This is a genomic window from Isoptericola sp. F-RaC21, assembly GCF_038593535.1.
GTDB lineage: Bacteria > Actinomycetota > Actinomycetes > Actinomycetales > Cellulomonadaceae > Isoptericola.
The window spans coordinates 552,618-574,557 of sequence record NZ_JBCFYX010000003.1 but is presented as its reverse complement, the minus strand read 5'-3'; the positions used below and the strand labels follow the sequence as shown (position 1 = coordinate 574,557).

General features: G+C 74.6%; 22 protein-coding genes. 12 read left to right on the top strand and 10 right to left on the bottom strand.

The annotated features are described in order from the left end of the window. Window positions 1-29: 29 nt before the first annotated feature. The gene (locus AAG589_RS13170; protein ID WP_430567698.1) at window positions 30-1,586 is read left to right on the top strand and encodes an ATP-dependent DNA ligase; all 1,557 of its coding nucleotides are present in this window, start codon (window positions 30-32) and stop codon (window positions 1,584-1,586) included. 44 nt (window positions 1,587-1,630) lie between these two features. On the opposite strand, the gene AAG589_RS13165 is transcribed toward AAG589_RS13170, so the two are convergent. Further along, a complete protein-coding gene (locus AAG589_RS13165) occupies window positions 1,631-2,554 on the bottom strand; it encodes a LysR family substrate-binding domain-containing protein (RefSeq protein ID WP_430567697.1) in 924 nt (307 codons plus the stop codon). 54 nt (window positions 2,555-2,608) lie between these two features. Between AAG589_RS13165 and AAG589_RS13160 the strand changes: the two genes are divergently transcribed. Then, entirely contained in the window at window positions 2,609-3,016 is a 408-nt protein-coding gene (locus AAG589_RS13160; protein WP_430567696.1) for a DUF5997 family protein, read from the top strand. 82 nt (window positions 3,017-3,098) lie between these two features. Here the strand turns inward: AAG589_RS13160 and AAG589_RS13155 are convergent, their stop codons facing one another. Next, window positions 3,099-3,437, bottom strand: a complete 339-nt coding sequence (locus AAG589_RS13155) for a SelT/SelW/SelH family protein (RefSeq protein ID WP_430567695.1) — start codon at window positions 3,435-3,437, stop codon at window positions 3,099-3,101. Between the two features lie 56 nt (window positions 3,438-3,493). Between AAG589_RS13155 and AAG589_RS13150 the strand changes: the two genes are divergently transcribed. After that, window positions 3,494-4,774: a class I SAM-dependent methyltransferase gene (locus AAG589_RS13150; RefSeq protein ID WP_430567694.1), complete on the top strand. Its 1,281-nt coding sequence runs from the start codon at window positions 3,494-3,496 to the stop codon at window positions 4,772-4,774. Between the two features lie 30 nt (window positions 4,775-4,804). Beyond that, complete coding sequence (locus AAG589_RS13145) at window positions 4,805-5,167, top strand: hypothetical protein (protein WP_430567693.1); 363 nt, start codon at window positions 4,805-4,807, stop codon at window positions 5,165-5,167. 69 nt (window positions 5,168-5,236) lie between these two features. Here the strand turns inward: AAG589_RS13145 and AAG589_RS13140 are convergent, their stop codons facing one another. Beyond that, entirely contained in the window at window positions 5,237-5,638 is a 402-nt protein-coding gene (locus tag AAG589_RS13140) for an FKBP-type peptidyl-prolyl cis-trans isomerase (protein ID WP_430567692.1), read from the bottom strand. A gap of 76 nt (window positions 5,639-5,714) precedes the next feature. Next, complete coding sequence (locus AAG589_RS13135; RefSeq protein WP_430567691.1) at window positions 5,715-6,623, bottom strand: LysR family transcriptional regulator; 909 nt, start codon at window positions 6,621-6,623, stop codon at window positions 5,715-5,717. An 84-nt stretch (window positions 6,624-6,707) separates the two neighbouring features. On the opposite strand from AAG589_RS13135, the gene AAG589_RS13130 reads away from it, so the two are divergent. Continuing rightward, the gene (locus AAG589_RS13130; protein ID WP_430567690.1) at window positions 6,708-7,652 is read left to right on the top strand and encodes a DMT family transporter; all 945 of its coding nucleotides are present in this window, start codon (window positions 6,708-6,710) and stop codon (window positions 7,650-7,652) included. Window positions 7,653-7,687: 35 nt separating this feature from the next. On the opposite strand, the gene AAG589_RS13125 is transcribed toward AAG589_RS13130, so the two are convergent. Then, on the bottom strand, window positions 7,688-9,001 hold the full coding sequence (locus AAG589_RS13125) for an RNA polymerase sigma factor (RefSeq protein WP_430567689.1): 1,314 nt from the start codon (window positions 8,999-9,001) through the stop codon (window positions 7,688-7,690). Continuing rightward, complete coding sequence (locus AAG589_RS13120; RefSeq protein ID WP_430567688.1) at window positions 8,998-9,426, bottom strand: YciI family protein; 429 nt, start codon at window positions 9,424-9,426, stop codon at window positions 8,998-9,000. The genes AAG589_RS13125 and AAG589_RS13120 overlap by 4 nt, the downstream gene beginning before the upstream one ends. Before the next feature lie 148 nt (window positions 9,427-9,574). Here AAG589_RS13120 and AAG589_RS13115 point away from each other — a divergent pair, with 148 nt between their 5' ends. Genes AAG589_RS13115 through AAG589_RS13105 form a run of 3 tightly spaced genes read left to right on the top strand, consistent with a single transcriptional unit; the run spans window position 9,575 to window position 11,821 of the window. Then, complete coding sequence (locus AAG589_RS13115; protein ID WP_430567687.1) at window positions 9,575-10,441, top strand: alpha/beta fold hydrolase; 867 nt, start codon at window positions 9,575-9,577, stop codon at window positions 10,439-10,441. Then, on the top strand, window positions 10,434-11,051 hold the full coding sequence (locus AAG589_RS13110; protein WP_430567686.1) for a TetR-like C-terminal domain-containing protein: 618 nt from the start codon (window positions 10,434-10,436) through the stop codon (window positions 11,049-11,051). Before AAG589_RS13115 ends, AAG589_RS13110 begins: the two co-directional genes overlap by 8 nt. Then, complete coding sequence (locus tag AAG589_RS13105) at window positions 11,048-11,821, top strand: hypothetical protein (RefSeq protein ID WP_430567685.1); 774 nt, start codon at window positions 11,048-11,050, stop codon at window positions 11,819-11,821. The genes AAG589_RS13110 and AAG589_RS13105 overlap by 4 nt, the downstream gene beginning before the upstream one ends. A 40-nt stretch (window positions 11,822-11,861) precedes the next feature. On the opposite strand, the gene AAG589_RS13100 is transcribed toward AAG589_RS13105, so the two are convergent. Together AAG589_RS13100 and AAG589_RS13095 are read right to left on the bottom strand one after the other, a co-directional pair. Further along, on the bottom strand, window positions 11,862-12,716 hold the full coding sequence (locus AAG589_RS13100; protein ID WP_430567684.1) for a Bax inhibitor-1/YccA family protein: 855 nt from the start codon (window positions 12,714-12,716) through the stop codon (window positions 11,862-11,864). 157 nt (window positions 12,717-12,873) lie between these two features. After that, window positions 12,874-13,698, bottom strand: coding sequence for an inositol monophosphatase family protein (locus AAG589_RS13095; protein WP_430567683.1), 825 nt, complete (start codon window positions 13,696-13,698; stop codon window positions 12,874-12,876). A 127-nt stretch (window positions 13,699-13,825) separates the two neighbouring features. Here AAG589_RS13095 and AAG589_RS13090 point away from each other — a divergent pair, with 127 nt between their 5' ends. Both AAG589_RS13090 and AAG589_RS13085 read left to right on the top strand, forming a co-directional pair. Beyond that, the gene (locus AAG589_RS13090) at window positions 13,826-14,773 is read left to right on the top strand and encodes an ABC transporter ATP-binding protein (RefSeq protein WP_430567682.1); all 948 of its coding nucleotides are present in this window, start codon (window positions 13,826-13,828) and stop codon (window positions 14,771-14,773) included. After that, on the top strand, window positions 14,770-15,639 hold the full coding sequence (locus AAG589_RS13085; protein ID WP_430567681.1) for an ABC transporter permease subunit: 870 nt from the start codon (window positions 14,770-14,772) through the stop codon (window positions 15,637-15,639). Before AAG589_RS13090 ends, AAG589_RS13085 begins: the two co-directional genes overlap by 4 nt. 109 nt (window positions 15,640-15,748) lie before the next feature. Here AAG589_RS13085 and AAG589_RS13080 read toward each other — a convergent pair whose 3' ends face one another. Together AAG589_RS13080 and AAG589_RS13075 are read right to left on the bottom strand one after the other, a co-directional pair. After that, complete coding sequence (locus AAG589_RS13080) at window positions 15,749-19,108, bottom strand: efflux RND transporter permease subunit (protein WP_430567680.1); 3,360 nt, start codon at window positions 19,106-19,108, stop codon at window positions 15,749-15,751. A gap of 220 nt (window positions 19,109-19,328) precedes the next feature. After that, complete coding sequence (locus AAG589_RS13075; protein ID WP_430567679.1) at window positions 19,329-20,561, bottom strand: MFS transporter; 1,233 nt, start codon at window positions 20,559-20,561, stop codon at window positions 19,329-19,331. 149 nt (window positions 20,562-20,710) lie between these two features. On the opposite strand from AAG589_RS13075, the gene AAG589_RS13070 reads away from it, so the two are divergent. Both AAG589_RS13070 and AAG589_RS13065 read left to right on the top strand, forming a co-directional pair. Further along, complete coding sequence (locus AAG589_RS13070) at window positions 20,711-21,229, top strand: MarR family winged helix-turn-helix transcriptional regulator (RefSeq protein ID WP_430567678.1); 519 nt, start codon at window positions 20,711-20,713, stop codon at window positions 21,227-21,229. A 77-nt stretch (window positions 21,230-21,306) separates the two neighbouring features. After that, complete coding sequence (locus tag AAG589_RS13065; protein ID WP_430567677.1) at window positions 21,307-21,933, top strand: ClpP family protease; 627 nt, start codon at window positions 21,307-21,309, stop codon at window positions 21,931-21,933. Window positions 21,934-21,940 lie beyond the last annotated feature (7 nt).

Below are 21,940 nucleotides of genomic sequence, written 5' to 3'. Positions count from 1 at the left end.
GCGTCGGAGGCTGGTGCGACGATCGACGGGTGCTGCTCACGGAGCTGGTCACCACGCACGCCGCCGTCGCCGCGACGCGCTCGCGGCTGCGCAAGCGGGAGCTGCTCGCGGACGCGCTGCGCTCCGCGGAACCGGGCGACGAGGTCGAGGTCGTCGCGGCGTTCCTCTCGGGCAGGCCGCGGCAGCGTCGCACCGGCCTCGGCTGGCGCACCCTCGGCAGCCTGCCGGAGCCGGCCGCCGAGCCGACGTTGAGCCCGGCCGACGTCGACGCCGCCCTCGGCCGGTTCGAGCGGCTCGCGGGCGCGGGGTCGCAGGCCGCCCGGCGCGCCGCCGTCCACGAACTGTTCGGGCGCGCCACCGCCGACGAGCAGGACTTCGTGCGGCGCCTCGTGCTGGGCGAGCTGCGGCAGGGCGCGTTGGACTCCCTGCTGCTCGACGCGATCGCGGCAGCGGCCGACGTCCCGCTGCCGGTCGTGCGCCGGGCGGCGATGTTCAGCGCGCTCACCGGCCCCATCGCGCGGGCCGCGCTCGACGGCGGCGCGCCCGCGCTGGAGGCGTTCCGGCTCGAGCCCGGACGGCCGGTGCGGCCCATGCTCGCGGCGTCGGCCCCCGACGTCGCGGCCGCGATGGAGCGCTTCGAGGGCGCCGCCGTCGCCGCCGACACCAAGCTCGACGGCATCCGCGTGCAGGTGCACCGCCGCGGCGACGACGTCGTGGTCTTCACCCGCTCGCTCGACGACGTCACGGAGCGGCTGCCCGAGGTGGTGGCCGTGGCGCGCTCGCTCGACGTGCGATCGGTGGTGCTCGACGGCGAGGCGATCGCCCTCGACGACGCCGGCCGCCCGCGCCCCTTCCAGGAGACCGCGGCCCGCACGGGCAGCCACGACGCGGAGGCGGGCAGCGCCACGGTGCCGCTCAGCGTCCGGTTCTTCGACGTGCTGCACCACGACGGCGCCGACCTCATCGACGCGCCCGCCGCCGAGCGCCTCCAGGTGCTGGACCGCGTGCTGCCGCCCGAGGTCGTCGTGCCGCGGCTCGTCTCCGCCGAGGCCGCCGAGGTGGAGCGGTTCTTCGCCGACACCGTCGCCGCCGGGCAGGAGGGCCTGGTCCTCAAGGCCCTCGACGCGCCGTACGCGGCCGGCCGCCGGGGCGCCGGCTGGGTCAAGGTCAAGCCCCGGCACACCCTCGACCTCGTGGTGCTCGCCGTCGAGTGGGGCTCGGGCCGCCGCCAGGGCTGGCTGTCCAACATCCACCTCGGCGCGCGCGATCCCGACACCGGCGGCTTCGTCATGCTGGGCAAGACGTTCAAGGGCATGACCGACCAGATGCTCGCCTGGCAGACCGAGCGCTTCACCGAGCTGGCGACGTCGCCCGCCGACGGGTCGTCGTACGTCGTGCAGGTGCGCCCCGAGCAGGTGGTCGAGATCGCGTTCGACGGCGTGCAGCGCTCCACCCGCTATCCCGGCGGGATGGCGCTGCGGTTCGCACGGGTGGTGCGCTATCGGGACGACAAGACCGCCGCCGAGGCCGACACGGTCGACACCGTGCGGACCCTCGCGGCGGGCTCCGGGAGCTTCTCCGGCTGAACCGGCCTGGTCGTCAGCTCGTGCCGCCGACGGGTCCGATCGCGTCAGCGGCGCCCGCGCCCGCCACGGGGCCGGCCACGGCCCGGCTTGCCGCCGCCGCCGCGCGGCCGCGGCGCCCTCCCCTCGGCCCGGCCAGCGTCCCGCCGTCCGGATCCGCGCCTCCCGTCGGCCGCCCCGCGCGCGGGCTCTGCCGCCTCGGCGCGCTCGCGCCCGGCGCGCCCGCGAGAGCTGTTCACGGTGCGGCCGCGCACGATGCCGATCATCTCCTCCACCAGCTCGCGGACGTCGTCGGGCAGCCCGTCGACGAGCCACGCGAGGCCCACCGGCGCCCCGGGCCCGCCGTCCAGCACCCGGTAGGTGACGTCCTTGCGGTGGTGCAGCCGCGCCAGCGACATCGGGACGATCGTGACCCCGACACCCGTCGCCACCAGCGCGATCGCGTCGGCCGCCGTGACCGGGCGTTCCGGCTCGACGACGCCGCCCGCGCCGTCGTCGTACGCCTCGGGCGCTCGTCCGGGCACGGGCTCGCCCGCCGGGTAGAGGACGTCGTCCGCGGGCAGCCACACGACGTCGTCCGCGACGTCGGCGGCGGTGACGACCTCCTCGTCGGTGGTCGCGGCGAGCAGGTGGTCCCGGGAGACCGCCACGACCGGCAGCTCCGTGTACAGCGGGATGGCGTGCAGGACGTCGCCGTCCACGGGCAGTCGCAGGATCGCAGCGTCCACGCGCCGGTCGGCCAGCGCGGCGGGCGCGTCGGCGGCGTCGACCTGCACCAGGTCGAGCCGGACGTCCGGGAGCCGCTCGCGCCACGTGCGCGCCCACCGACCCGGGGTCGCGCCCGGCACGTACCCGAGCCGGAAGGTGGGACGCCCGTCGTCGACGGTCGCGCCGGGGGCCTCGTCGAAGGTGTCGTCGAGGTCGCCGCCGTCAACGGTGTCGTCGCGGGCCTCGCCCGGCTGGTCGGTCACGGCACCAGGCTACGTGGGCGCGCCGCTCCGCCTGCCGCGACTACCCTGGTGCCCATGGCCGGAACCCCCTTCTCCCAGCAGGTCCTCAAGCCGACGAACGCGGCGAAGAAGCTCGGGGTGTACCTGCCCGCCACCCCGCCCGAGTTCCAGGAGCACGGCGTCACGCGCGCCGAGCTGGAGCAGCTCGAGACCAACCCGCCCGAGTGGCTCGCGGAGCTGCGCCGCAACGGCCCGCACCCGCGGCCCGTGGTCGCCGGCCGCCTCGGCATCTCCATCGCCGGGCTGGCGCGCGGCGGCATCACCGAGCCCCTCACCACCGAGCAGATCGACGAGCTGCGGCAGGACCCGCCCGCGTGGCTCGTCACCGAGCGGGAGACCGCCGCCAAGGTGCGCGAGGAGGAGGACCGCGTCAAGGCCAAGGCCGCGGAGCAGGCGGCCCGCCAGGCGCGCCGCTCCCGCTGAGCCACAGCACCGCCTGAGATCGGTCATGCGGTTCGAGATCGGTCCGTACGTCGACCGATCTCGAACCGGATGACCGATCTCGTCACTCGCGGGCGGCGGCCCGGTCCGTGTGACCCAGCGAGAGGTCGGGCGCGACGGCGTCCCGGATCGCCTTCTTGAGCGGCGGGATCTCCGGGAACCCGCCCTCGGCGCTGCGGTCCCACAACAGCACGACGGGGCGGCCGTCACCGGGATCGAGCTCGACGCGGAAGACGCCGCCCGTGCCCGGCACCAGCGCCACCTCGCCGAGCCGGGTGCGGAACGTCTGCAGCAGCTCCTGCGCCACCCAGGCGGCGCGCATCAACCACCGGCACTGCGTGCAGTAGGTGATCGACACGCGTGCGGTGGATGCGGGCTCCGGCGCGGCGGGGGCTTCGCTCATGGCGCCAGGGTAGGGCGCGGTCGGGCAGGACCGTCCGCGTCGGGGAGACTGGTCGGGTGCACCTCTCCCCCGAGCCCGACGCCACGCCCGATCCCGCGGCTCCCGACGACCCGGCCGCCCGGCTGGCGGCCGTCCTCGCCGAGCTGACCCCCTGGCCCGAGGACGGCTCCCGCGCGGACGGACCCGTCGCCGTCGACGCCACCGACCGGCTGCTGCTCGACGAGGCCGCTCCCCTGCTGGCCGGCGCCGGCCCGGACGACGTCGTGGTGCTGGGCGACCGCTTCGGCGCCCTCACGCTCGGCGCGCTGACGCTCGGCCCCGCGCGCGTGCGCACCTTCACCGACGCCACCACCGCCGAGGCGGCCCTCGACCACCATCTCGCCGCGGACGTCATGGACCTCGTCCGCGGGGGCCGGCGCGTCGACATCGTCGGCGCGGACCTGTACACGGAGGCGTCCCAGCTGCTCGCGGGCGCCCGTCTGGTGCTGCTGCAGCTGCCGCCGTCGCTCGCGGAGCTCACCGAGATCGCGGAGGCGATCGCGCGGCACGCCGCGGACGACGTCACGGTCCTCGCGGGCGGCCGCGTCAAGCACATGACGCGCTCGATGAACGAGGGGCTGGCCGCGTCGTTCACCGACGTGCGCGCCAGCCTGGCGCGGCAGAAGTCACGGGTGCTGATCGCGCGCGGCGTCCGGCCGGAGGCGCGCGAGGCCGCGCCGTCCTTCCCCGCGCGCGCCGTCCTGCGCGACGCCGAGCTGCTGACCGCCGCGGCCGCCGCGGGCGGGCCGGCGCCGGAGGGCGTCGCCGTCGTCGCGCACGGCGGTACCTTCGCCGGCCCGGCCCTGGACCTCGGCACGCGCTTCCTGCTCACCACCGCGGCCAAGTGGCCCGACGCCGAGCGCGTGCACGACGCGCTGGACCTCGGCAGCGGCACCGGCCTGCTCGCCGCCGTCCTCGCGCTGCGCTACCCGGACGCCCGGGTGATCGGCACGGACCGGTCGGCCGCGGCCGTCGCCTCGACCCGCGCGACGGCGGAGGCGAACGGCGTCGGCGAGCGCGTCGCCGTCCTGCGCGACGACGCCGGCGAGGGCCTCGAGCCGCAGAGCGTGGACCTGATCCTGCTCAACCCGCCGTTCCACGACCGCGCCGCCGTGCGCACCGACGCCGCGCACCGCATGTTCGCCGCGGCGGGCCGCGCGCTGCGGCAGGGCGGCGAGCTGTGGTGCGTGTTCAACACGGCCCTGCACTACAAGCAGGCGCTCACCCGCTCGGTCGGGCCCACCGTGCACATCGAGCAGAACCCGAAGTTCACGGTCACGCGGTCCCGCCGCCGCTGAGCCCCGGCGGCGCGCCCCTAGGGTGTGGCCATGCCGCGCACCGTCGCCCTCAACTACCCCGCCCCGATCCCCGTCGGGCACACCGTCGAGATCACGGAGTTCGCCGACACCCGGCCCGAGAAGAAGCGCAAGGGGTCGGACCGGTTCGAGGCGTTCCGGCTGCCGGTCGTCGTCGACCTGGACACGGGCATCCGGTACATGAACCACGTGCACGCGTCGGCCGGCGGTAACGGCGGCAACAGCTTCACGCCGAACCGCTACCCCCTGGAGCCGCGCCCGGACCTGGAGGTCGCGGCGACCTGGCGGGGACGGGTCACCGGCTGCACGGTCGTCATGATCGAGGGCCTGGAGAACCAGCACACGACCCTGGCCGTCGAGCCCCTCGAGGGCTGAACGACGGCTGAAACGACGCGGGGCCGGCACCCGTCGGGTGCCGGCCCCGCGTCACGCCCGGGCGTCGGTTCAGCGCACGCCGACGACGTCGACGACGAAGACGAGCGTCGCGCCACCGGGGATGCCGGCCTGCGGCACGCCGCGCTGGCCGTAGCCGTGCTCGGACGGGATGGACAGCAGCACGCGGTCGCCGACGTTGCGGCCGACCAGACCCTTGTCCCAGCCGCCGATGACGGCGCCGACGCCGATCGGGAAGTCGATCGTCTGGCCGCGGTCGTACGAGTTGTCGAACACACCGCCGCCCCACGTCTGGCCGAGGTAGTTGACGACGATGGTGCGGCCGGCGTCGACCACCGGGCCGGTGCCCTCCTCGAGCACCTGCACCTGCAGGCCGCCGGGGGCGTCGCCGTCCGGGAACGTGATCTCGGGCTTGTCGCCGAAGCCGCCGGTGGCGGTGGGGAGCGTGGTCACAGGGGTACCTCGTCTTCGTCGTCGTCATCCAGGGGAACCGCCGGGCAGCAGCCCGGGCGGAGATGCGCCGTCCAGCCTACGCGGCGACCCCGGCCCGTGACCTGGCGACGTCGCGCAGCGCGCCGAGCGCGGCCCGCACCGGCGGGGTGTCGGCGACGGCGTCGCGCACCACGGCATGGATGGACCGGACGGGGGTGGGCCGGACGGCGGGCACGGCGACGGTGCCGGGCGGCAGGTGGGCGGCGCCGAGCGTCGGGAGCACGGTGATGCCGATGCCCGCGCCGACGAACGCGAGCGCGGTCGGGTAGTCGTGCGCCTCGACCGCGAAGGCCGGGCTGAACCCCGCGGCGCGGCAGGCCTCCAGGAGGTTGCGGCGGCACCACCCGCGGGAGAAGTCGTTGTCGATCCACCGGTCGCCGGCCAGCTCGGCGAGCTCGATCTCGTCGCGCCCGGCCAGCGAGTGGTCGTGCGGGACGACGGCCACGTACGGGTCGTCGAGCAGGTGGTGGGCGCTGAACCCCGCGGCGCCGGGCGTGTCGCCCCACTGCGCGACGACGAGCTGCAGGTCGGCGCGCTCCGCGGCGTCGCTCGGGACGTCCTCGCGCAGCTCGAGGTCCAGCCGGACCCCGGGGAACTGGGTCGTCAGCGTGTGCACCACGGCCGGCATCCAGGCCGCTCCGACCGACGCGAAGTAGGCGAGCTGCACGGCGCCGGTGCGGCCGGCGCGCAGGTCGGCGACGAACGTCTCCGCCTCCCCCAGCCGGGCGAGCACGCCGTCGGCCTGCGCCGCGAGCGCCAGCCCGGCCGCCGTCGGCCGGACGCCCCGGCCGTGCCGGTCGAGCAGCCGCAGCCCGGTCTCACGCTGGAGCGCCGCCACGTGCTGGCTGACCGCGGACGGCGTGTAGCCGAGGTTGGCGGCCGCCGCGGCGACGGACCCGCTCGCGACGACGGAGCGGAAGACCCGAAGGCGGTGGACGTCGAGCATGCTGGCGACGATACAGCGTGGCTGAAGTGTTCGGTAGATATCTGAACTGGTGCTGACGGGACGCGCGGGGGCACGATCGTGCCCATGACGACTCCGACCCGTGCCGCCGCCCCTCCCGCCGCCGCGGCCCCGACCGGTCGCGGCGCGCTCACCGTGGCCGCGATGGCGGTCACCGCGGTGCTGTGGGCGTCGGCGTTCGTGGGAGTCCGCGCCGTCGGGCACGATCTGGACGCCGGGGCCCTCACCCTGGGCCGCGTCGCCGTCGGCACCGCGGCCCTGTCCGTGATCCTGCTGGTCGCGCGGCTGCGCCGCGGCACCCCGGTGCGGCTGCCGCGAGGCCGGACACTCCTGCTCGTGCTCGTCTGGGGCGTGGCCTGGTTCGGCGCCTACAACCTCACCCTCAACGCCGCGGAGCAGCACCTCGACGCCGGCACGACGGCGCTGCTCGTCAACATCGCGCCGATGCTGGTGGCAGTCCTCGCCGGGTTCCTGCTGGGCGAGGGGTTCCCCCGGCGCCTGCTGGTCGGGATCGCGATCGCGTTCACCGGCGTCGTCGTGATCGCGGTCGCCACGACGACGGGCCGGTTCGACGCCGTCGGCGTCCTCCTCGGCCTGGTCACCGCGGTGCTGTACGCGGGGGCCGCGACGCTGCAGAAGCGGCTCCTGCCCCACGTCGACGCGCTCACCATGACGTGGCTCGGCTGCCTGGCCGGCACCGTCGCGGCGCTGCCGTTCCTGCCTGCGCTCGTGACGCAGGCCGCCGCCGCGCCGCCGTCGTCCCTGCTCGGCGTCGTCTATCTCGGCGTCTTCCCGACCGCGATCGCGTTCAGCACCTGGGCCTACGTGCTGCGCCGCGTGAGCGCCGGCCGCGCGGCCGCGTCGACCTACTCGGTGCCCGCGCTCGTGGTGCTCATGTCCTGGCTGCTCCTCGACGAGGTCCCGGCGCCCGTCGTCCTGGTCGGCGGCGTGCTGGCCCTGGCCGGCGTCGCCGTCGCCACCCTCCCCCGCCGGCCTGTCAGAACCAGGTAGGGGTATGGCCCGCCCTGGCTCTGACAAGTCGCGGGTCAGAGGGCGGCGGCCTTCGCCTCCAGCACGCCGCGCTCGCGGGCGTTGCCGCACAGGCGGGCGGCGAGCCGGAGCTCCCCGCGCGCCTCGTCGTTCCGCCCCAGCCGGGCCAGCAGCTCGCCACGCACCGACGGCATCAGGTACGACCCGGACAGCACCTCGCGCGCGACGAGGTCGTCCACCAGCGCGAGCCCCGCGGCCGGCCCGGACGCCATCGCCACCGCGACGGCGCGGTTGAGCTCGACGACGGGCGACGGCGCCACGCGGCCCAGCGCCTCGTACAGCACGACGATCCGCTCCCAGTCGGTCCCGGCGACCGACGGCGCGACGTCGTGCTGCTCGGCGATGGCGGCCTGCAGCCCGTACGGGCCGAGGCCCCGCCCGACGGCGACCGCGCGGGCGAGGGCCTCGCGGCCCCGCCGGATCGCGGACCGGTCCCAGCGCCGCCGGTCCTGGTCCTCCAGCAGCACGGGCTCGCCGTCCGGCCCGGTGCGGGCGGGGAAGCGGGCCGCGGTGAGCTCGAGCAGCGCGAGCAGGCCGAACGTCTCCGGCTCCGGCGCGAGCCGGGTCAGCACGCGGGCGAGGCGGACCGCCTCGTACGCCAGGTCGGGGCGCATCCAGTCGTCACCGCCCGACGCCGTCGACCCCTCCGAGAAGATGAGGTAGACGACGTTCAGCACGGAGCCGAGCCGCTCGGCCCGGTCGTCGGCGGCCGGCACCTCGAACGGCACCCGCGCGGCCGTCAGCGTCTTCTTCGCCCGCGTGATGCGCGCCTGCACCGTGGGCACGGGCACGAGGAACGCCCGCGCGATCTCCTCGCTGCTCAGGCCGGCCACGACGCGCAGGGTGAGCGCGACCCGCGCCTCCTTCGCCAGCACGGGGTGGCACGCCACGAACAGCAGCGCGAGCCGGTCGTCCTCGATCTTGTCCGGGTCCCACAGCAGGTCGTCGCCCGTCTCGGGCACGGAGCCCGGCCCGCCCGTCACGGCGCCGCCCTCGCCGAGGTCGCGGGCCAGCGCCGCGTACCGTTCGTCGCGCCCGGCACGGCGCCGGAACGCGTCGATCGCGCGACGCCGCCCGGTCGCGAGCAGCCACGCCACCGGGTCGCGCGGGACGCCGTCGCGCGGCCAGGTGACGAGGGCCTCCGCCAGCGCCTCGGACGCGACGTCCTCCGCGAGCGCGAAGTCGTTCGTGTACCGCGCGAGCGCGCCGACGATGCGGCTCGACTCGATGCGCCACACCGCCTCGACGACGCGACGCGAGGCCGCGCCGTCGTCGGCGCGGCCTCCGTCGTGGAGCACGGCGTCGGTCACTGGGCCCGCTGGGCCTGCTCCTCGCGCCACCCCTGCTCCTTCTGCACCCACTCGTTGTCCTGCGGGAAGTCCTCCGGCCCGGTCACCCGGCGCACCTCGAGCTTGTTCCCGGGGCCGGCCAGAGGCGCGCGCTTCGCCCACTCGATGGCCTCCTCCTTCGAGGCCACGTCGACGATCCAGAAGCCGTTGAACAGCTCCTTGGTCTCGCCGTAGGGACCGTCGGTGACGACGGGCGTGTCGGTGGAGAAGTCGACGACGGCGCCCTCGGACGCGTCGGACAGCCCCTCGCCCGCGGCGAGGACGCCGGCGTTCATCATCGACTCGTTGTACCGCCCCATCGCGGCGATGACCTCGGTGAAGTCCATCTCCTCGTAGGTGGCCGTGCCCTCGTCGGTCCCCCGCATGATCAGCATGTACTTGGCCATCGTCCTGCTCCTTGTCGTGATCCGGGTCACCCTCGTGGCGACCTTCTCATCCCGAGGTCGAACGGGGAACCGCGGGATCGACATCGCGCCCGAACTTTTTTCTGAGCACCTCTTGCGAGCACTGGCTAATAGGTTTAGCTTTATGGCTATGGACACCACACGGACGCAGCTCCGGTACCTCGCCCGCCCCGAGGGGCGCCTCGCCTACACCGACGAGGGCACCGGTCCGCTCGTCGTCGCGGTCCCCGGCATGGGCGACCTGCGCTCCACTTACGACGACGTCGTCCCCGCGCTCGTCGCCGCCGGCCACCGCGTCGTCGTCGCCGACCTGCGCGGTCACGGCGACTCCGACACCACGTTCACCACCCACGGCGACGTCGCCACCGGCACCGACCTGGTGGCGCTGGTCGAGCACCTCGACGCCGGACCCGCCGTGCTGGTCGGCAGCTCGATGGGCGGGTCCGCGGCCGTGTGGGCCGCCGCGGAGCGCCCCGACCTGGTGCGCGGGCTCGTGCTGCTCGCGCCCCACCTGCGAGAGCTCGGCTCTCCCACCCAGCTGCGCGTCAACCGCCTGCTGTACCGCGCGCTGTTCGTCCGCCCGTGGGGCGCGGCGGCGTGGGCCTCGCTCTACACCTCGATGTTCGCCAAGGGGCGCAAGTCCCCCCGGCACGCGGAGCACGTCGCGCGGATCCGGCGCAGCATGGCCGACCCGGCGCACCTGCGGTCGTTCAAGGACCTGGCGGTCGCCCTCGACCACTCGGTGATCGAGCCGCTCGTCGCGAAGGTGCAGGCGCCGTCGCTCGTCGTCGTCGGCGAGCTCGACCCCGACTACCAGGACGCCGGCGCGGAGCTGGCCCGGATGCGCGGCGCGCTCGGCGGCGAGGAGCTCCTGGTGCCCGGCGTCGGCCACTACCCGCAGCACCAGGCACCCGACGCCCTCGTCCCGGCCGCCCTCGACTTCCTCGCGGGTCTCGAGCGGCTCGACCAGCGAGGCGAGCGGGGCGCCCGTGCCTAGGGCCGGGCTGTCGCGGGACGCCGTGGTCCGCCTCGCCCTCGAGCAGGTGGACGCCGGTGGGCCCACGGGCCTCGCCGACCTCACCCTCGCCAAGGTGGCCGCGGCCGCCGGGGTCGCCACGCCCAGCCTCTACAAGCACGTCGGATCGCTGGCGGCGCTGCGTCGCGAGGTCGCGCTGGTCGCCCTCGACGAGCTGACGACGGCGAGCGCGGCGGCGACCGTCGGGCGCGCCGGCCCCGACGCCCTGCGCGCCCTCGCCCACGCGTGGCGGGCCTACGCCCTGGTGCACCCTGGCCGGTACGCGGCCGTCCAGCTCGCCCCCGACCCCGAGGCTCCCGACGAGGCCGACCACCGCGCCGCCGGCGCCCGCGTCGTCGCCCTGGTCGCGGCGGTGCTGCGCGGCTTCGGCCTCCCCGATGACCGCACGGTCGACGCCGTGCGCGTGGTGCGGGCGGGCGTGCACGGGTTCGTCGCCCTCGAGCTCGGCGGCGGGTTCCGCCTGCCGGAGGACCTCGACCGCAGCTTCGACGCCCTCGTCGACATGCTCGTCGCGGGCGTCCTCGCCCTGGCCGACGCGCCGGTGTCGCCCGACTCCCAGGAGCAGCCATGACCCGCACGACCCCCTCCCCCGCAGCCCGCCCGACGACGCCGCCCACGGCTCCTGCCCCGGCACCCGGCACGACGCACGCCCCCGCACGGGCCACCGTGGCCTGGACCGCCACCGCTGCCGTCGCGGCAGGCATGCTCCTGCTGCTCTTCCCCGTGCTGCGGCCGTGGCCGGACGAGTCCGTGCCGAGCCTGGCGCTCGCCCAGGCATTCGCGTCGGACCGCTGGGTGCTGGCGCACCTGTGCGGGATCGCCGGGCTCGGCCTGCTCGCGCCGACGTTCCTCGGCCTGCGGTCGGTGCTGCACCGCACGCCGCCGGCCGCCGGCGGTCCGGGCTCCCGCGCCGCCACCGCCGCCGTCGTGACGTCGTGGTCGGGTGCGGGCCTGTGCGCCCTGTACTTCGGCGCCGAGATCTTCGGCATCCGCACGATCGCGCAGGCCGCGCTCCGCGACGGCGACCCGGCGCTCCTCGCCGACGTCGACGTGCTGCGGGAGCAGCCCGCCGCGATGGCCCTGTTCGGTCTGGGCCTCGCCCTCGTCGCGGCGGCCGGCATCCTCGCGGCCGTCGCGGCATGGCGCGGCGGGCTCCGCCCGCGGTGGTCCGTGGTGCCGCTGGCCGCCGGCCTGCTGCTCTACCTGCCGCAGTTCTTCGGCACCCCGGCGCTGCGCGTCGGGCACGGCGTGCTCGTCGCCGTCGGGCTGCTGCTGGTCGCCTGGGCGGTGCGACGCGCACCCGCTCCGGGAACGACGACGGCCGGCCACCCCGTGGGGTGACCGGCCGCCGGGCCGTGCGTAGCGGGGACGAGCCGGAGCGTCAGTCGCCGCTCTGGAAGATCGCCAGCAGGCGCAGGAACTCCAGGTACAGCCAGATCAGCGTGACCAGCAGGCCGAACGCCGCCGACCAGGCGAACTTGGCCGGGACGCCCTGCTCCACGCCGCGCTTGATCGAGTCGAAGTCGACGATGAGCGAGGCCGCGGCCAGGCCGACCGCGACGAGGCCGATGATGATGCCGAGCGTGCCGCCGCGCATGCCCCAGCCGTCGAGCACGTTCGTCCACACGAGGACGACGTTGACGAGCGAGAAGACCAGGTAGCCCACCATGGCGATGAGCAGCCAGCGGGTGAACTTCGGGGTCACGCGGACCTTGCCGGAGCGGAAGAGCAGCAGCGCCGCGCCGAAGGTGCAGATCGTGGCGAGCACCGCCTGGCCGACCACGCCGTCGTAGAACGACTCGTAGTACTTCGAGATGCCGCCGAGGAAGACGCCCTGCGCCACCGTGTACAGCATGATCAGGACGGGGCTGGGGTTGCGCTTGAACGCGTTCACCAGGCCCAGCACGAGCCCGACGACCATGCCGACCGGCCAGATGCCCGGCGCCATCGTCCACGTGGCGGCCGCCACGACGACGAGCAGCGCGAGCAGCCCGCCCGTCTTGATGACGACGTCGTCGTAGGTGAGGCGCTTGGTGTCGGCGGTGGTGGCCGACGGCGCCTGGTACATGGCGTCGAGGCTCGCGGCGTCCGCGGCCTGCACGCCCGTGGTCCCGGCGCCGTACGCACCGTACTGCGGCTGCGCCGTCGCGGTGCCGCCGGGGCGGCCCGCCTGGCGCGCGCCGGTACGGCGGGGCTCGCCGAAGACGTCGCTGTTCGAGAAGACGGGGTTGCTCATGAACTCCTCCTGGTCGCGGCTGCCGGGTGCCCGACGACGGGTCGTCGCGCGCGCAGTGCCGGGTCGCTGGCCGTGCGATCCATCGTAGGGAACGCATCGCGGCCCCGAGAGGTTCCCGGCGCACGATGGGGCGATCGAGACGCAGCCGTGACCCGCCCTACGCCTCGGGCCGGGGCGCGAGCGCCGCACGGGCCCGCTCCGCCGTGCGCGCGTCGCAGGCGAACACCCCGGTGCCCGTCACGGGGTGCGGCCGCCCGTCGTCCCCGCCGAACACACCGCCCGCCTCGGCGACGATCAGCGCCAGCGGCGCGTAGTCCCACACCTTGCCGCCCACCTGGACGGCGAGGTCGAGCTCGCCGGCGGCGACGAGCAGGGCGCCGTGCACGCGCCAGTCGGCCACGTCGGCCGCCCCGACGAGCCGGTCCACCTCCGCCCGGTACCGCCCGGGCACCATGGCCACCGGCGGCAGCACCGCCGTCCGGGCAGCCCGGAGAGACTCCGGCGGGCCGCCGACCCGCAGCCGCCGGGCACCGGTCACGCACCCCTCCACGACGTCCGCGACGAACGCGCCCCGCCCGCGCGCGGCGTACCAGACCTGACCCTGCGCGGGCACGATCGCGACGCCGACCGTCACCGCGCCGTCCTCCTCGAGCGCAATCAGCGTCTGCCACCGGTCGTCGCCCTCGACGAAGACGAGCGTCCCGTCGATGCCGTCGATGCCGTCGAGGATCCACCGGCGTCGGCCCGCGCCCAGCTCCCCGGTCTCCTCGCCGAGGAACGCGTCGTCGGGGCGCGCGGCGCGCAGCACGGCGCGCACCTGCTCCTCGACCGCGAGGTCGGCCGCGGTCACGACGGAGCCGTCGAGCTTGTGCTCGCGCGCGAGCTCCTGCACGCGGTGGAAGTACCGCAGGCCCAGCTCGGCGCCGGAGAGCGCCGCCGCCAGGGCGAGGTCGAGGTCGTGGTGCCGGTCACCGGTGCGCATGAGGGCAGCATGCCCGGTCGGCGTAGATCACCCGGTCCCTGCCCATGACGCGGCGTCGTCGCACACGTAGGCTCGGAACGACCCGTGCTCCCGCGACGACGGCACCCGAGATGACGCCAGGGGCGACATGATCGAAGCACACGGACTCACCAAGCGATACGGACCGCAGCTCGCGGTGGACGACGTGACGTTCACCGTGCGGCCCGGCACGGTCACGGGCTTCCTCGGCCCGAACGGCGCCGGCAAGTCCACCACGATGCGCATGATCATGGGCCTCGACCGCCCGACGGCCGGGGACGTCACGGTCAACGGCCGGCCCTACGCCCAGCACGCCCGGCCGCTGGCCGAGGTGGGCGCGCTGCTGGAGGCGAAGGCGGTGCACCCCGGGCGTACGGCGCGCCAGCACCTGCTGGCCCTGGCCGCGACCCACGGGATCGCGCCGACGCGGGTGGACGAGGTCGTCGAGCTCACCGGGCTGGCGGCCGTGGCGCGCAAGCGGGTGGGCGGGTTCTCCCTCGGCATGGGTCAGCGGCTCGGCATCGCCGTCGCGCTGCTGGGCGACCCGCGCACCCTCATCCTCGACGAACCCGTCAACGGCCTCGACCCCGAGGGCGTGCTGTGGGTGCGCAACCTGGCGCGCTACCTGGCGGCCGAGGGCCGCACCGTCTTCCTGTCCAGCCACCTGATGAGCGAGGTGGCGCTCACCGCCGACCATGTCATCGTCATCGGGCGCGGCCGCATCCTCGCGGACATGCCGGTGCAGCAGCTCGTCGACGGCGCCTCGCGCCACGTCGTGCGGGTGCGCTCACCGCAGGCCGCGGACCTCGCCGACGCGCTGCGGCGCGAGGGCGGCACCGTCGCGCCGGGCGACGACGGCGCCCTCGAGGTCACCGGCGTCGACGCGGCCCGGGTGGGCGAGCTCGCCGCCGCGGGCGGCGTCGTCCTGCACGAGCTGACCCCCGTCGCCTCGACGCTCGAGGAGGCCTACCTCGAGCTCACGGCCGACGCGGTGGAGTACCAGGCCGAGGCGCTCGACGACGCCGCCGGCCCGACCCCGGACGGAGCGCCCCGATGACCACGACCGCACCCGCCCGCGGCGCCACGCAGGCCGTCGCCGTCCAGCGCGTCACGTTCGGCCGCGTGCTGCGCGGCGAGTGGATCAAGTTCCGCACGCTGCGCTCCACCGTGTGGACGGTGGCGATCACCGCCGTCGTCATGGTGGGCCTGGCGCTCATGATGGCCGCGATCATGCAGGTGGCCGCCGACACCCCGGAGATGTCCGAGGGCATGTCGCAGGACCCGGGGCTGCAGGCGATCGGCCTCACCGGCACCACGATCGTGACCTTCGGCTACTCGTTCGGCGCGCTCGCCGTGGGCGTGCTGGCCACGCTGATCGTCACCAGCGAGTACTCGACGGGCACCGTGCGGTCCACGTTCGCCGCCGTGCCTCGGCGACTCCCCGTGCTGTGGGCCAAGCTCGTCGTCATCGTGCTCACCACCGCGGTGGTGGTCGCCGTCGCGCTCGCCATCGCCTACGTCGCGACGGCGCCGCTGCTCGACCGGGCCGGCCTGAGCGTCGACCTCTCCGACGCCGAGCAGGTGCGCGCCCTGGCCGGCTGCGTGCTCTACCTCGCGACCGTGGCGGCGTTCGCCCTGGCCGTGGGCACCCTGATGCGGCACAGCGCGGGCGCGATCTTCACGGTCGTCGCGATCTTCTTCGTCGTGCCGCTCATCTTCAGCATCGTCGTCCAGGCGACGGACGCCGCGTGGACCGACTGGGTCAACAAGCTGCTGCCCAGCGTGGCCGGCGAGCGCGTCATCTCGCGCGGCGCCGAGACCGACGCCCTGCTCGACCCGTGGGTCGGCTACGCCGTCCTCGCCGGGTACACGGTGGTGCTGCTCGTCGTCGCGGCCGTCACCCTGAGGCGCCGCGACGCCTGACGCACCGCCACCCCGAGCGTTGTGGGTGGGCTCGTGGCCCTGTTTCGCGACGAAACGGGGCCACGAGCCCACCCACAACGCTCGGGCGGTGACGCTCAGGGAGTGACGCTCACGCGGGGTCGGTGCCCGACGCCCGGCGGGCGACGGCGGCGGCCTCCTCGGCCTTCTCGGCCTTGGCCGCGGCGCGGGCCGCGGCACGCTCCGCCTTCTCCGCCCGACGCTGCGCACGGATGTCCCGGCCACCGCGGCGACGCTCCTTGCGGCGCTCGATGAGCTCGTAGAGCACGGGAACCACGAACAGCGTGAGCAGCGTCGAGGAGATGAGGCCGCCGATGACGACCAGCGCCAGCGGCTGGCTGATGAACGACCCGCCCCCGGTGAGGCCGATCGCCATCGGCGTCAGCGCGAAGATCGTCGCCAGCGCCGTCATGACGATGGGGCGCAGCCGCTTCCGGGCACCCTCGCGCACCGCCTCGTCCAGCCCGCGTCCCCGCTCGCGGTACTGGTTGATGAGGTCGATGAGCACGATGGCGTTCGACACCACGATGCCCACCAGCATCAGGACGCCGATCAGCGCCGGGACGCCCAGCGGGGTGTCCGTGGCGAGCAGCGCCAGCAGCGCGCCGGTGGCCGAGAACGGCACGGACACCAGCAGGATCAGCGGCTGCACCAGCGACCCGAAGGTCGCCACCATCACCAGGTAGACGATGGCGACCGCGGCCACGAGCGCCAGCCCGAGGTCGGAGAACGCGTCCGCCTGGTCGGCCGCGACGCCGCCGATCTCCACCGTGGCGCCGGCGGGCAGGTCGAGGTCGTCGGTCGCGGTGGTGATGTCGGCGCTCAGCGTGCCGACGTCCTGCGTCTCGGGCGTCACCGAGACCGTGGCGGAGCGCGCGCCGTCGGTGCGGGAGATCGACGTGGGCACGTCGACCTTCTCGACGGTCGCGACGTCGGTGAGCGGGACCGCGCCCGCGGCGGTGGGCACCTCGAGGTCCTCGATATCGGCCTGCGTCGCCGGGGCGTCGCCGGTCTTCACGACGACGTCGATCGGCCCGTCGCCGAGGTCCACCTCGCCGGCGGTCTGCTCCGGGTCCATCGCGCCCGACACGATGCCGGACACCTGCGTCTCGGTCAGCCCCGCCTCGGCGGCCTTCTCGCGGTCGACGGTCACCTGCACCACCTGCTGGGCGGCGGAGAGGTCGTTGGTCACCTCGGCCACGCCGTCCAGGTCGGACACCGCGTCGGTGACCTGCTGGGCCGCGGTCTCGAGGTCGTCGCTGTCGTTGGCCTGCACGACGAGGTCCACGGTGCTGGAGCCGAAGCCGGAGTCCCCGCCGGAGACGCTGACCTCGGACGTCACGCCGGTGTCGGCCAGCGGCTCGACGGCGTCGCGGATGTCCCCCTGCGCGGCGACGCCGTCGGCGTCGGGGTCGAGGGTGATCGCGAAGGTGGCCTGCGGCGCGGAGCCGCCGCCCATGAACGCGGCCGTCGCGGCGTCGCCGGAGCCGACCGTGGTCTGCACGCTCTCGACCGCGTCCACGCCGGCCAGGGCGTCCTCGACGTCGGCGGCCGCGGCGTCCTGCGCTTCGAGGGACGCGCCGGTCTCGAAGGTCTGCGTCACGGTGACGGTGTCCTGGCCGGAGTCCCCGATGAAGTTCGTCTCCAGGCGCGGCACGAGCGCGAGGGTGCCGCCGAGGACGGCGACCGCGACGACGAGCGTGACCCACGGGTGGCGCAGCGCGGCGCCGAGGCTCGGCACGTAGGCGCGCTGCCACAGGCCGCGGCGCTCCTTGGCCTCGGCGGCCTCGCGGACGCGCTCCGCCTCGGCCGGGTCCAGGGCCGTGGTGGGCGCCTTGACGAACCAGTACGCGAGCACCGGCACGATGGTGAGGGCCACGACCAGCGACGCGAGCATCGCGATCGCCACGGTCATCGCGAACGGCCGGAACAGCTCGCCTACCATGCCGCCGACCAGCGCGATCGGTAGGAAGACGGCGACCGTGCTGATGGTCGACGCCGTGATGGCGCCGCCCACCTCGCGCACGGCGGTGAGGATGGCGGCCTTCTTGTCCTCGCCGTACGACAGGTGTCTCTTGATGTTCTCGATGACCACGATGGCGTCGTCGACGACGCGGCCGATCGAGATCGTGAGGGCCCCGAGCGTGAGGATGTTCAGCGTGTACCCGGTGGCGTTCATGACCACGAAGGTCACGGCCAGCGAGAGCGGGATCGACACCGCCGACACGAGGGTCGAGCGCAGCGACACGAGGAACACGAGGATGACGATCACGGCGAACAGCAGGCCGAGCCCGCCCTCGGTGGCGAGGCCCTCGATCGACTGCTCGATGAACGGCGCCTGGTCGAACACGACCGCGGTGGTGACGCCGGCGTCGTCCAGCTCGGGCTTCAGGTCGTCCATCGCGTCCTGGACGGCGTGGGAGACGTCGACGGTGTTGCCGTCGGGGGTCTTGGTGATGGCGACGCCCAGCGAGGACTCGCCGTCGAGCCGGGAGTGCGACGTCGCCTCGACCGGCACGACCTTGACGGAGGCCACGTCGGAGAGCGTCACGGGCTCGGGGGCGGCCGGGGTCTGCGGGGTGGTGCCCTGCGCGGAGCCGTCGGCGGGCGGAGCGCCCGTGCCGTCGCCGATCTGGCCGGTGGTGCCGCCGGTGGCGTCGCCCGCGCCCGTGGTCGCGCCCGCGCCCGCGGCGGGGTCCGGGACGATCGGGAGGGCCTTGAGCTCCTTGACGCTGTCGATGCTGGAGCCGGCCTGGACGGAGTAGGTGACGTCGTCGTCCGTAACGGTGCCGGCGGGCAGCACGACGCCGTTGTCCTTGAGCACGTCGGCCACGTCCTGCGTGGTGAGGCCGGCCGCGGCGAGCTTCTTCGCGTTGACGTCGACCAGCACCTGGTCGGTCTCGCCGCCCGTGACGGCGACGGAGCGCACGCCGTCGAGGTCCTCGAGCGCGGGCACGACGACGGTGTCGACGGTGTCGGCGAGCGCCGCGGCGTCGACGTCCTCGCCCGAGTCGGCCGCGGCCGCCGCGAGCTGGATGACGGGCAGGTCGTCGAGCGACCCGGTGACGACCTGCGGCTCGACGTCCTCGGGGAGCTGGGACTGGGTGCGCGTGACGGCGGTCTGGAGCCGCTGCGTGGCCGCGTCCATGTCGGTGCCGTACTCGAACTGCACGGTGGTGACCGAGCTGCCGGTGGACGCCGTCGACCCGATCGACTCGATGCCCTCCACCGACTGGGCGGCGGCCTCGAGCGGCTCCGTGACGCGCTGCTCCACCACCTCCGGGGACGCGCCCGGGTAGGTCGCGACGACCGCGCCCGCCGGAAGCTCCAGCGACGGGATGAGCTCCTGCTTGAGGGAGCCCAGGCTCATCGCCCCGAAGACGAAGATCGCGATCGTCGCCAGGGCGACGACGGCGCGGTTCGCCAGGGACAGGCGGGCAAGTCGGAACACGCTCACTCCATACGGACGGTCGGCAGGACGGGCACGACTCCGCTGTCGTGACGCAAGGGCGCAACGGACGATACGCCCCCGGAGTTCCCCGGCACATCGTCCGAAGGACTGACGGACGCGGCCGCGGGCCGCCCCGGTGCAGGCACGCAGACGGACGGGCGCCGGGCGGTGTCCCGCCCGGCGCCCGTCGCGGTGCCGCGCCCCGTGGGCACGACGCGGGTCACAGCTCGGACATGGCCTCCTCGGGCGTGCCTTCCACGGCGCGCGCGGCGCGGTTCCAACGCGACCACAGGACCTTCTCGCCCAGCTGGCCGGCCATCCTGTGCGCGGTCAGGAGGAAGACGATCACGCCGACGGCGAGCACGCCGACGCCCACCCAGTACGGGGCGGAGGCGCCCACCGGGTGCAGCAGGCCCGCGATGACCGGGGCGGGGGCGGCGAAGCCCCAGCGCACCAGGTTGAACGCGCCGGTCGTGACGCGACGGTCGGGGTCGCCGAGCGCCAGCGACAGGTCGGTGAGGATCGCGTTGGCGATGCCCATGAACACACCGGCGACGACGAGCACGACGATCGAGGCCGGCGTCGGCAGGCCGAGGGCGAGCAGCAGCGTCATGACGAGCACGCCGGCGACGGCGACGCCGAGGGTCTGCACGGCGCCGATCGTGTGCGCCAGCTTGTGGCCGACGACGAGGATGCCGAACGCGAGGCCGAGGCCCCAGGCGGTGAAGACGAGGCCCAGCGGGACGACGTCGAGCCCCAGGAAGATCGGCGTGTAGCCGAGGATGATGAAGAAGACGAAGTTGTACGTGGCGGTCACGACGGCGAGCGCCAGGAACGCCGGCTTGCGGAACAGCGAGAACACCTGGCCCACGCGCAGCGGGGACGGCTTCTCGGCCGGGTCCTTGAGCTTGGTGATCGACATCGCGAGCGCGATGATCATGAAGAGGCCGCAGGCGAAGAACGGCACGCGCCAGCTGAAGCTGCCGAGCAGGCCGCCGATGAGCGGGCCGACGGCGAACCCGAGGCCGACGCAGGTCTCGAAGATGCCGACCACCCACTCACGGTCGTTGGCGAGCGAGACGAGCAGCACCATGGCGGTGGCGAAGAACATCGCGTTGCCGAGGCCCCACAGGCCGCGCAGGGCGGCGAGCTGGCCGATGGAGGTGCTCAGCGCCGCGAGGATCGCGGCGATCGCGACGACGGTGACGCCCGTCCCGAGGATCTTCTTGTAGCCGAACTTCCCCGTCGCGAGCACCGCCGGGATCATGCCCACCGCCATGACGGCGATGTACGCGGTGAACAGCAGCTCGATCTGCCAGGTGGTCGCGCCGATCTCCTCGCCGATGATCGGCAGGATCGGGTCGACGACGGCGATGCCGGCGATCGCGAAGAACGCCGTCAGCGCGGTGGCGTAGATGGCTGTCTTGTTCGGTTCGTTGCGTGTGCCTGCCACGGACTCCTCACTCCTGCCCCACGGGTCACCGCGGGCTTCGTCTGCTGCTGGTCTGCTGATGCGTTCGCGCCGTCGTCGTCGCCGGCCACGGGCCGGTCGGGGCGCCGAGATGCCTGCATCGTGCAGGTAATTACCTGTAGGATACACCTATGACCGCTTCCCGGGGAAACAGTGTGCAGAACGACCGTCCCGACCAGGACGCCGAGGCGTCCGCGGCAACCCCGGAGGTCATCGCCCGCGTCGAGCTCGGGCTCGCCCAGCTGCTGCGTCGCGCCGAGCGCACCACCGCGGCGACCACCGCCCGCACCGGCGGGCACGACCTCGACCGCTCCGGCTACCTGCTGCTGCACGCCCTGCGCGACGACGGGCCGCAGCGCGTGCAGGCGCTCGCCGACCGGCTCGGGATCGACGCCTCGACCGTGACGCGCCAGGTCGTCGCCCTCGAGCGCGCCGGCCACGTGCAGCGGTCCCGCGACCCGCTCGACGGCCGCGCCGTGCTCGTCTCCGCCACGGCCGAGGGCCGGGAGGCACTGGGCGCGCAGCGGGCCCGCCGCGCCACCACGTACTCCACGGTGCTCGCCGACTGGAGCGACGAGGACCGCACCCTCCTGGCCGAGCTCGTCGAGCGCCTCAACGCCGACCTCGACGCCTACAAGCGATCGACGTAGGCGCCGTCTGCCGTGGGCAGATGCGCTGCGGGCAGAGAAGCCTCCCGAAGGAGCCGCCGGCGGCGGACGGTGGGGTCATGAGCACACCCACCCTGAGCGCACCGACCCTGCCCACCCCACCCGCCTTCGACGACCAGCTCACCGCGCGGCTGCTGCACCAGCGCATCGTGGTCATCGGCACCGAGATCGACGACGCGGTCGCGAACCGCGTCGTCGCGCAGCTGCTGCTCCTGTCGGCCGAGGACCCGCGGTCCGACGTCGCCCTGTACGTCAACTCCCCCGGCGGTTCCGTCACCGCGGGGCTCGGCATCTACGACACGATGCGGCTGCTGCCGAACGACGTCGTGACGGTCGGGTTCGGCTTCGCCGCGAGCATGGGGCAGTTTCTCCTCACCACCGGCACGAAGGGCAAGCGCTACGTGCTGCCGCACACGCGGGTGATGATGCACCAGCCGTCGGCCGGCATCGGCGGCACCGCCGTCGACATCGCCATCCAGGCGGAGAACCTGGAGCACACCAAGCGCGTGATGCACGAGCTCATCGCGCAGCACACCGGCCGCACCGTGGAGCAGATCGCCACGGACAGCGACCGCGACCGCTGGTTCACCGCCACCGAGGCGGTGGAGTACGGCATGGTCGACCGGATCGTCGAGAGCGTCGAGGACGTGCGGCCGTCGGCCGCCGGCCGGAAGGCGGGGCTGTGATAACCGT

Excerpts from the sequence above, each read along its gene's own strand:
- AAG589_RS13100 (WP_430567684.1), bottom strand. The coding sequence starts at position 12,716 with ATGAGCAACCCCGTCTTCTCGAACAGCGACGTCTTCGGCGAGCCCCGC.
- AAG589_RS13105 (WP_430567685.1), top strand. The coding sequence starts at position 11,048 with ATGACCCGCACGACCCCCTCCCCCGCAGCCCGCCCGACGACGCCGCCC.
- AAG589_RS13145 (WP_430567693.1), top strand. The coding sequence starts at position 4,805 with ATGCCGCGCACCGTCGCCCTCAACTACCCCGCCCCGATCCCCGTCGGG.
- AAG589_RS13120 (WP_430567688.1), bottom strand. The coding sequence starts at position 9,426 with ATGGCCAAGTACATGCTGATCATGCGGGGGACCGACGAGGGCACGGCC.
- AAG589_RS13130 (WP_430567690.1), top strand. The coding sequence starts at position 6,708 with ATGACGACTCCGACCCGTGCCGCCGCCCCTCCCGCCGCCGCGGCCCCG.
- AAG589_RS13095 (WP_430567683.1), bottom strand. The coding sequence starts at position 13,698 with ATGCGCACCGGTGACCGGCACCACGACCTCGACCTCGCCCTGGCGGCG.
- AAG589_RS13155 (WP_430567695.1), bottom strand. The coding sequence starts at position 3,437 with ATGAGCGAAGCCCCCGCCGCGCCGGAGCCCGCATCCACCGCACGCGTG.
- AAG589_RS13090 (WP_430567682.1), top strand. The coding sequence starts at position 13,826 with ATGATCGAAGCACACGGACTCACCAAGCGATACGGACCGCAGCTCGCG.
- AAG589_RS13115 (WP_430567687.1), top strand. The coding sequence starts at position 9,575 with ATGGACACCACACGGACGCAGCTCCGGTACCTCGCCCGCCCCGAGGGG.
- AAG589_RS13070 (WP_430567678.1), top strand. The coding sequence starts at position 20,711 with ATGACCGCTTCCCGGGGAAACAGTGTGCAGAACGACCGTCCCGACCAG.
- AAG589_RS13065 (WP_430567677.1), top strand. The coding sequence starts at position 21,307 with ATGAGCACACCCACCCTGAGCGCACCGACCCTGCCCACCCCACCCGCC.
- AAG589_RS13085 (WP_430567681.1), top strand. The coding sequence starts at position 14,770 with ATGACCACGACCGCACCCGCCCGCGGCGCCACGCAGGCCGTCGCCGTC.
- AAG589_RS13160 (WP_430567696.1), top strand. The coding sequence starts at position 2,609 with ATGGCCGGAACCCCCTTCTCCCAGCAGGTCCTCAAGCCGACGAACGCG.
- AAG589_RS13135 (WP_430567691.1), bottom strand. The coding sequence starts at position 6,623 with ATGCTCGACGTCCACCGCCTTCGGGTCTTCCGCTCCGTCGTCGCGAGC.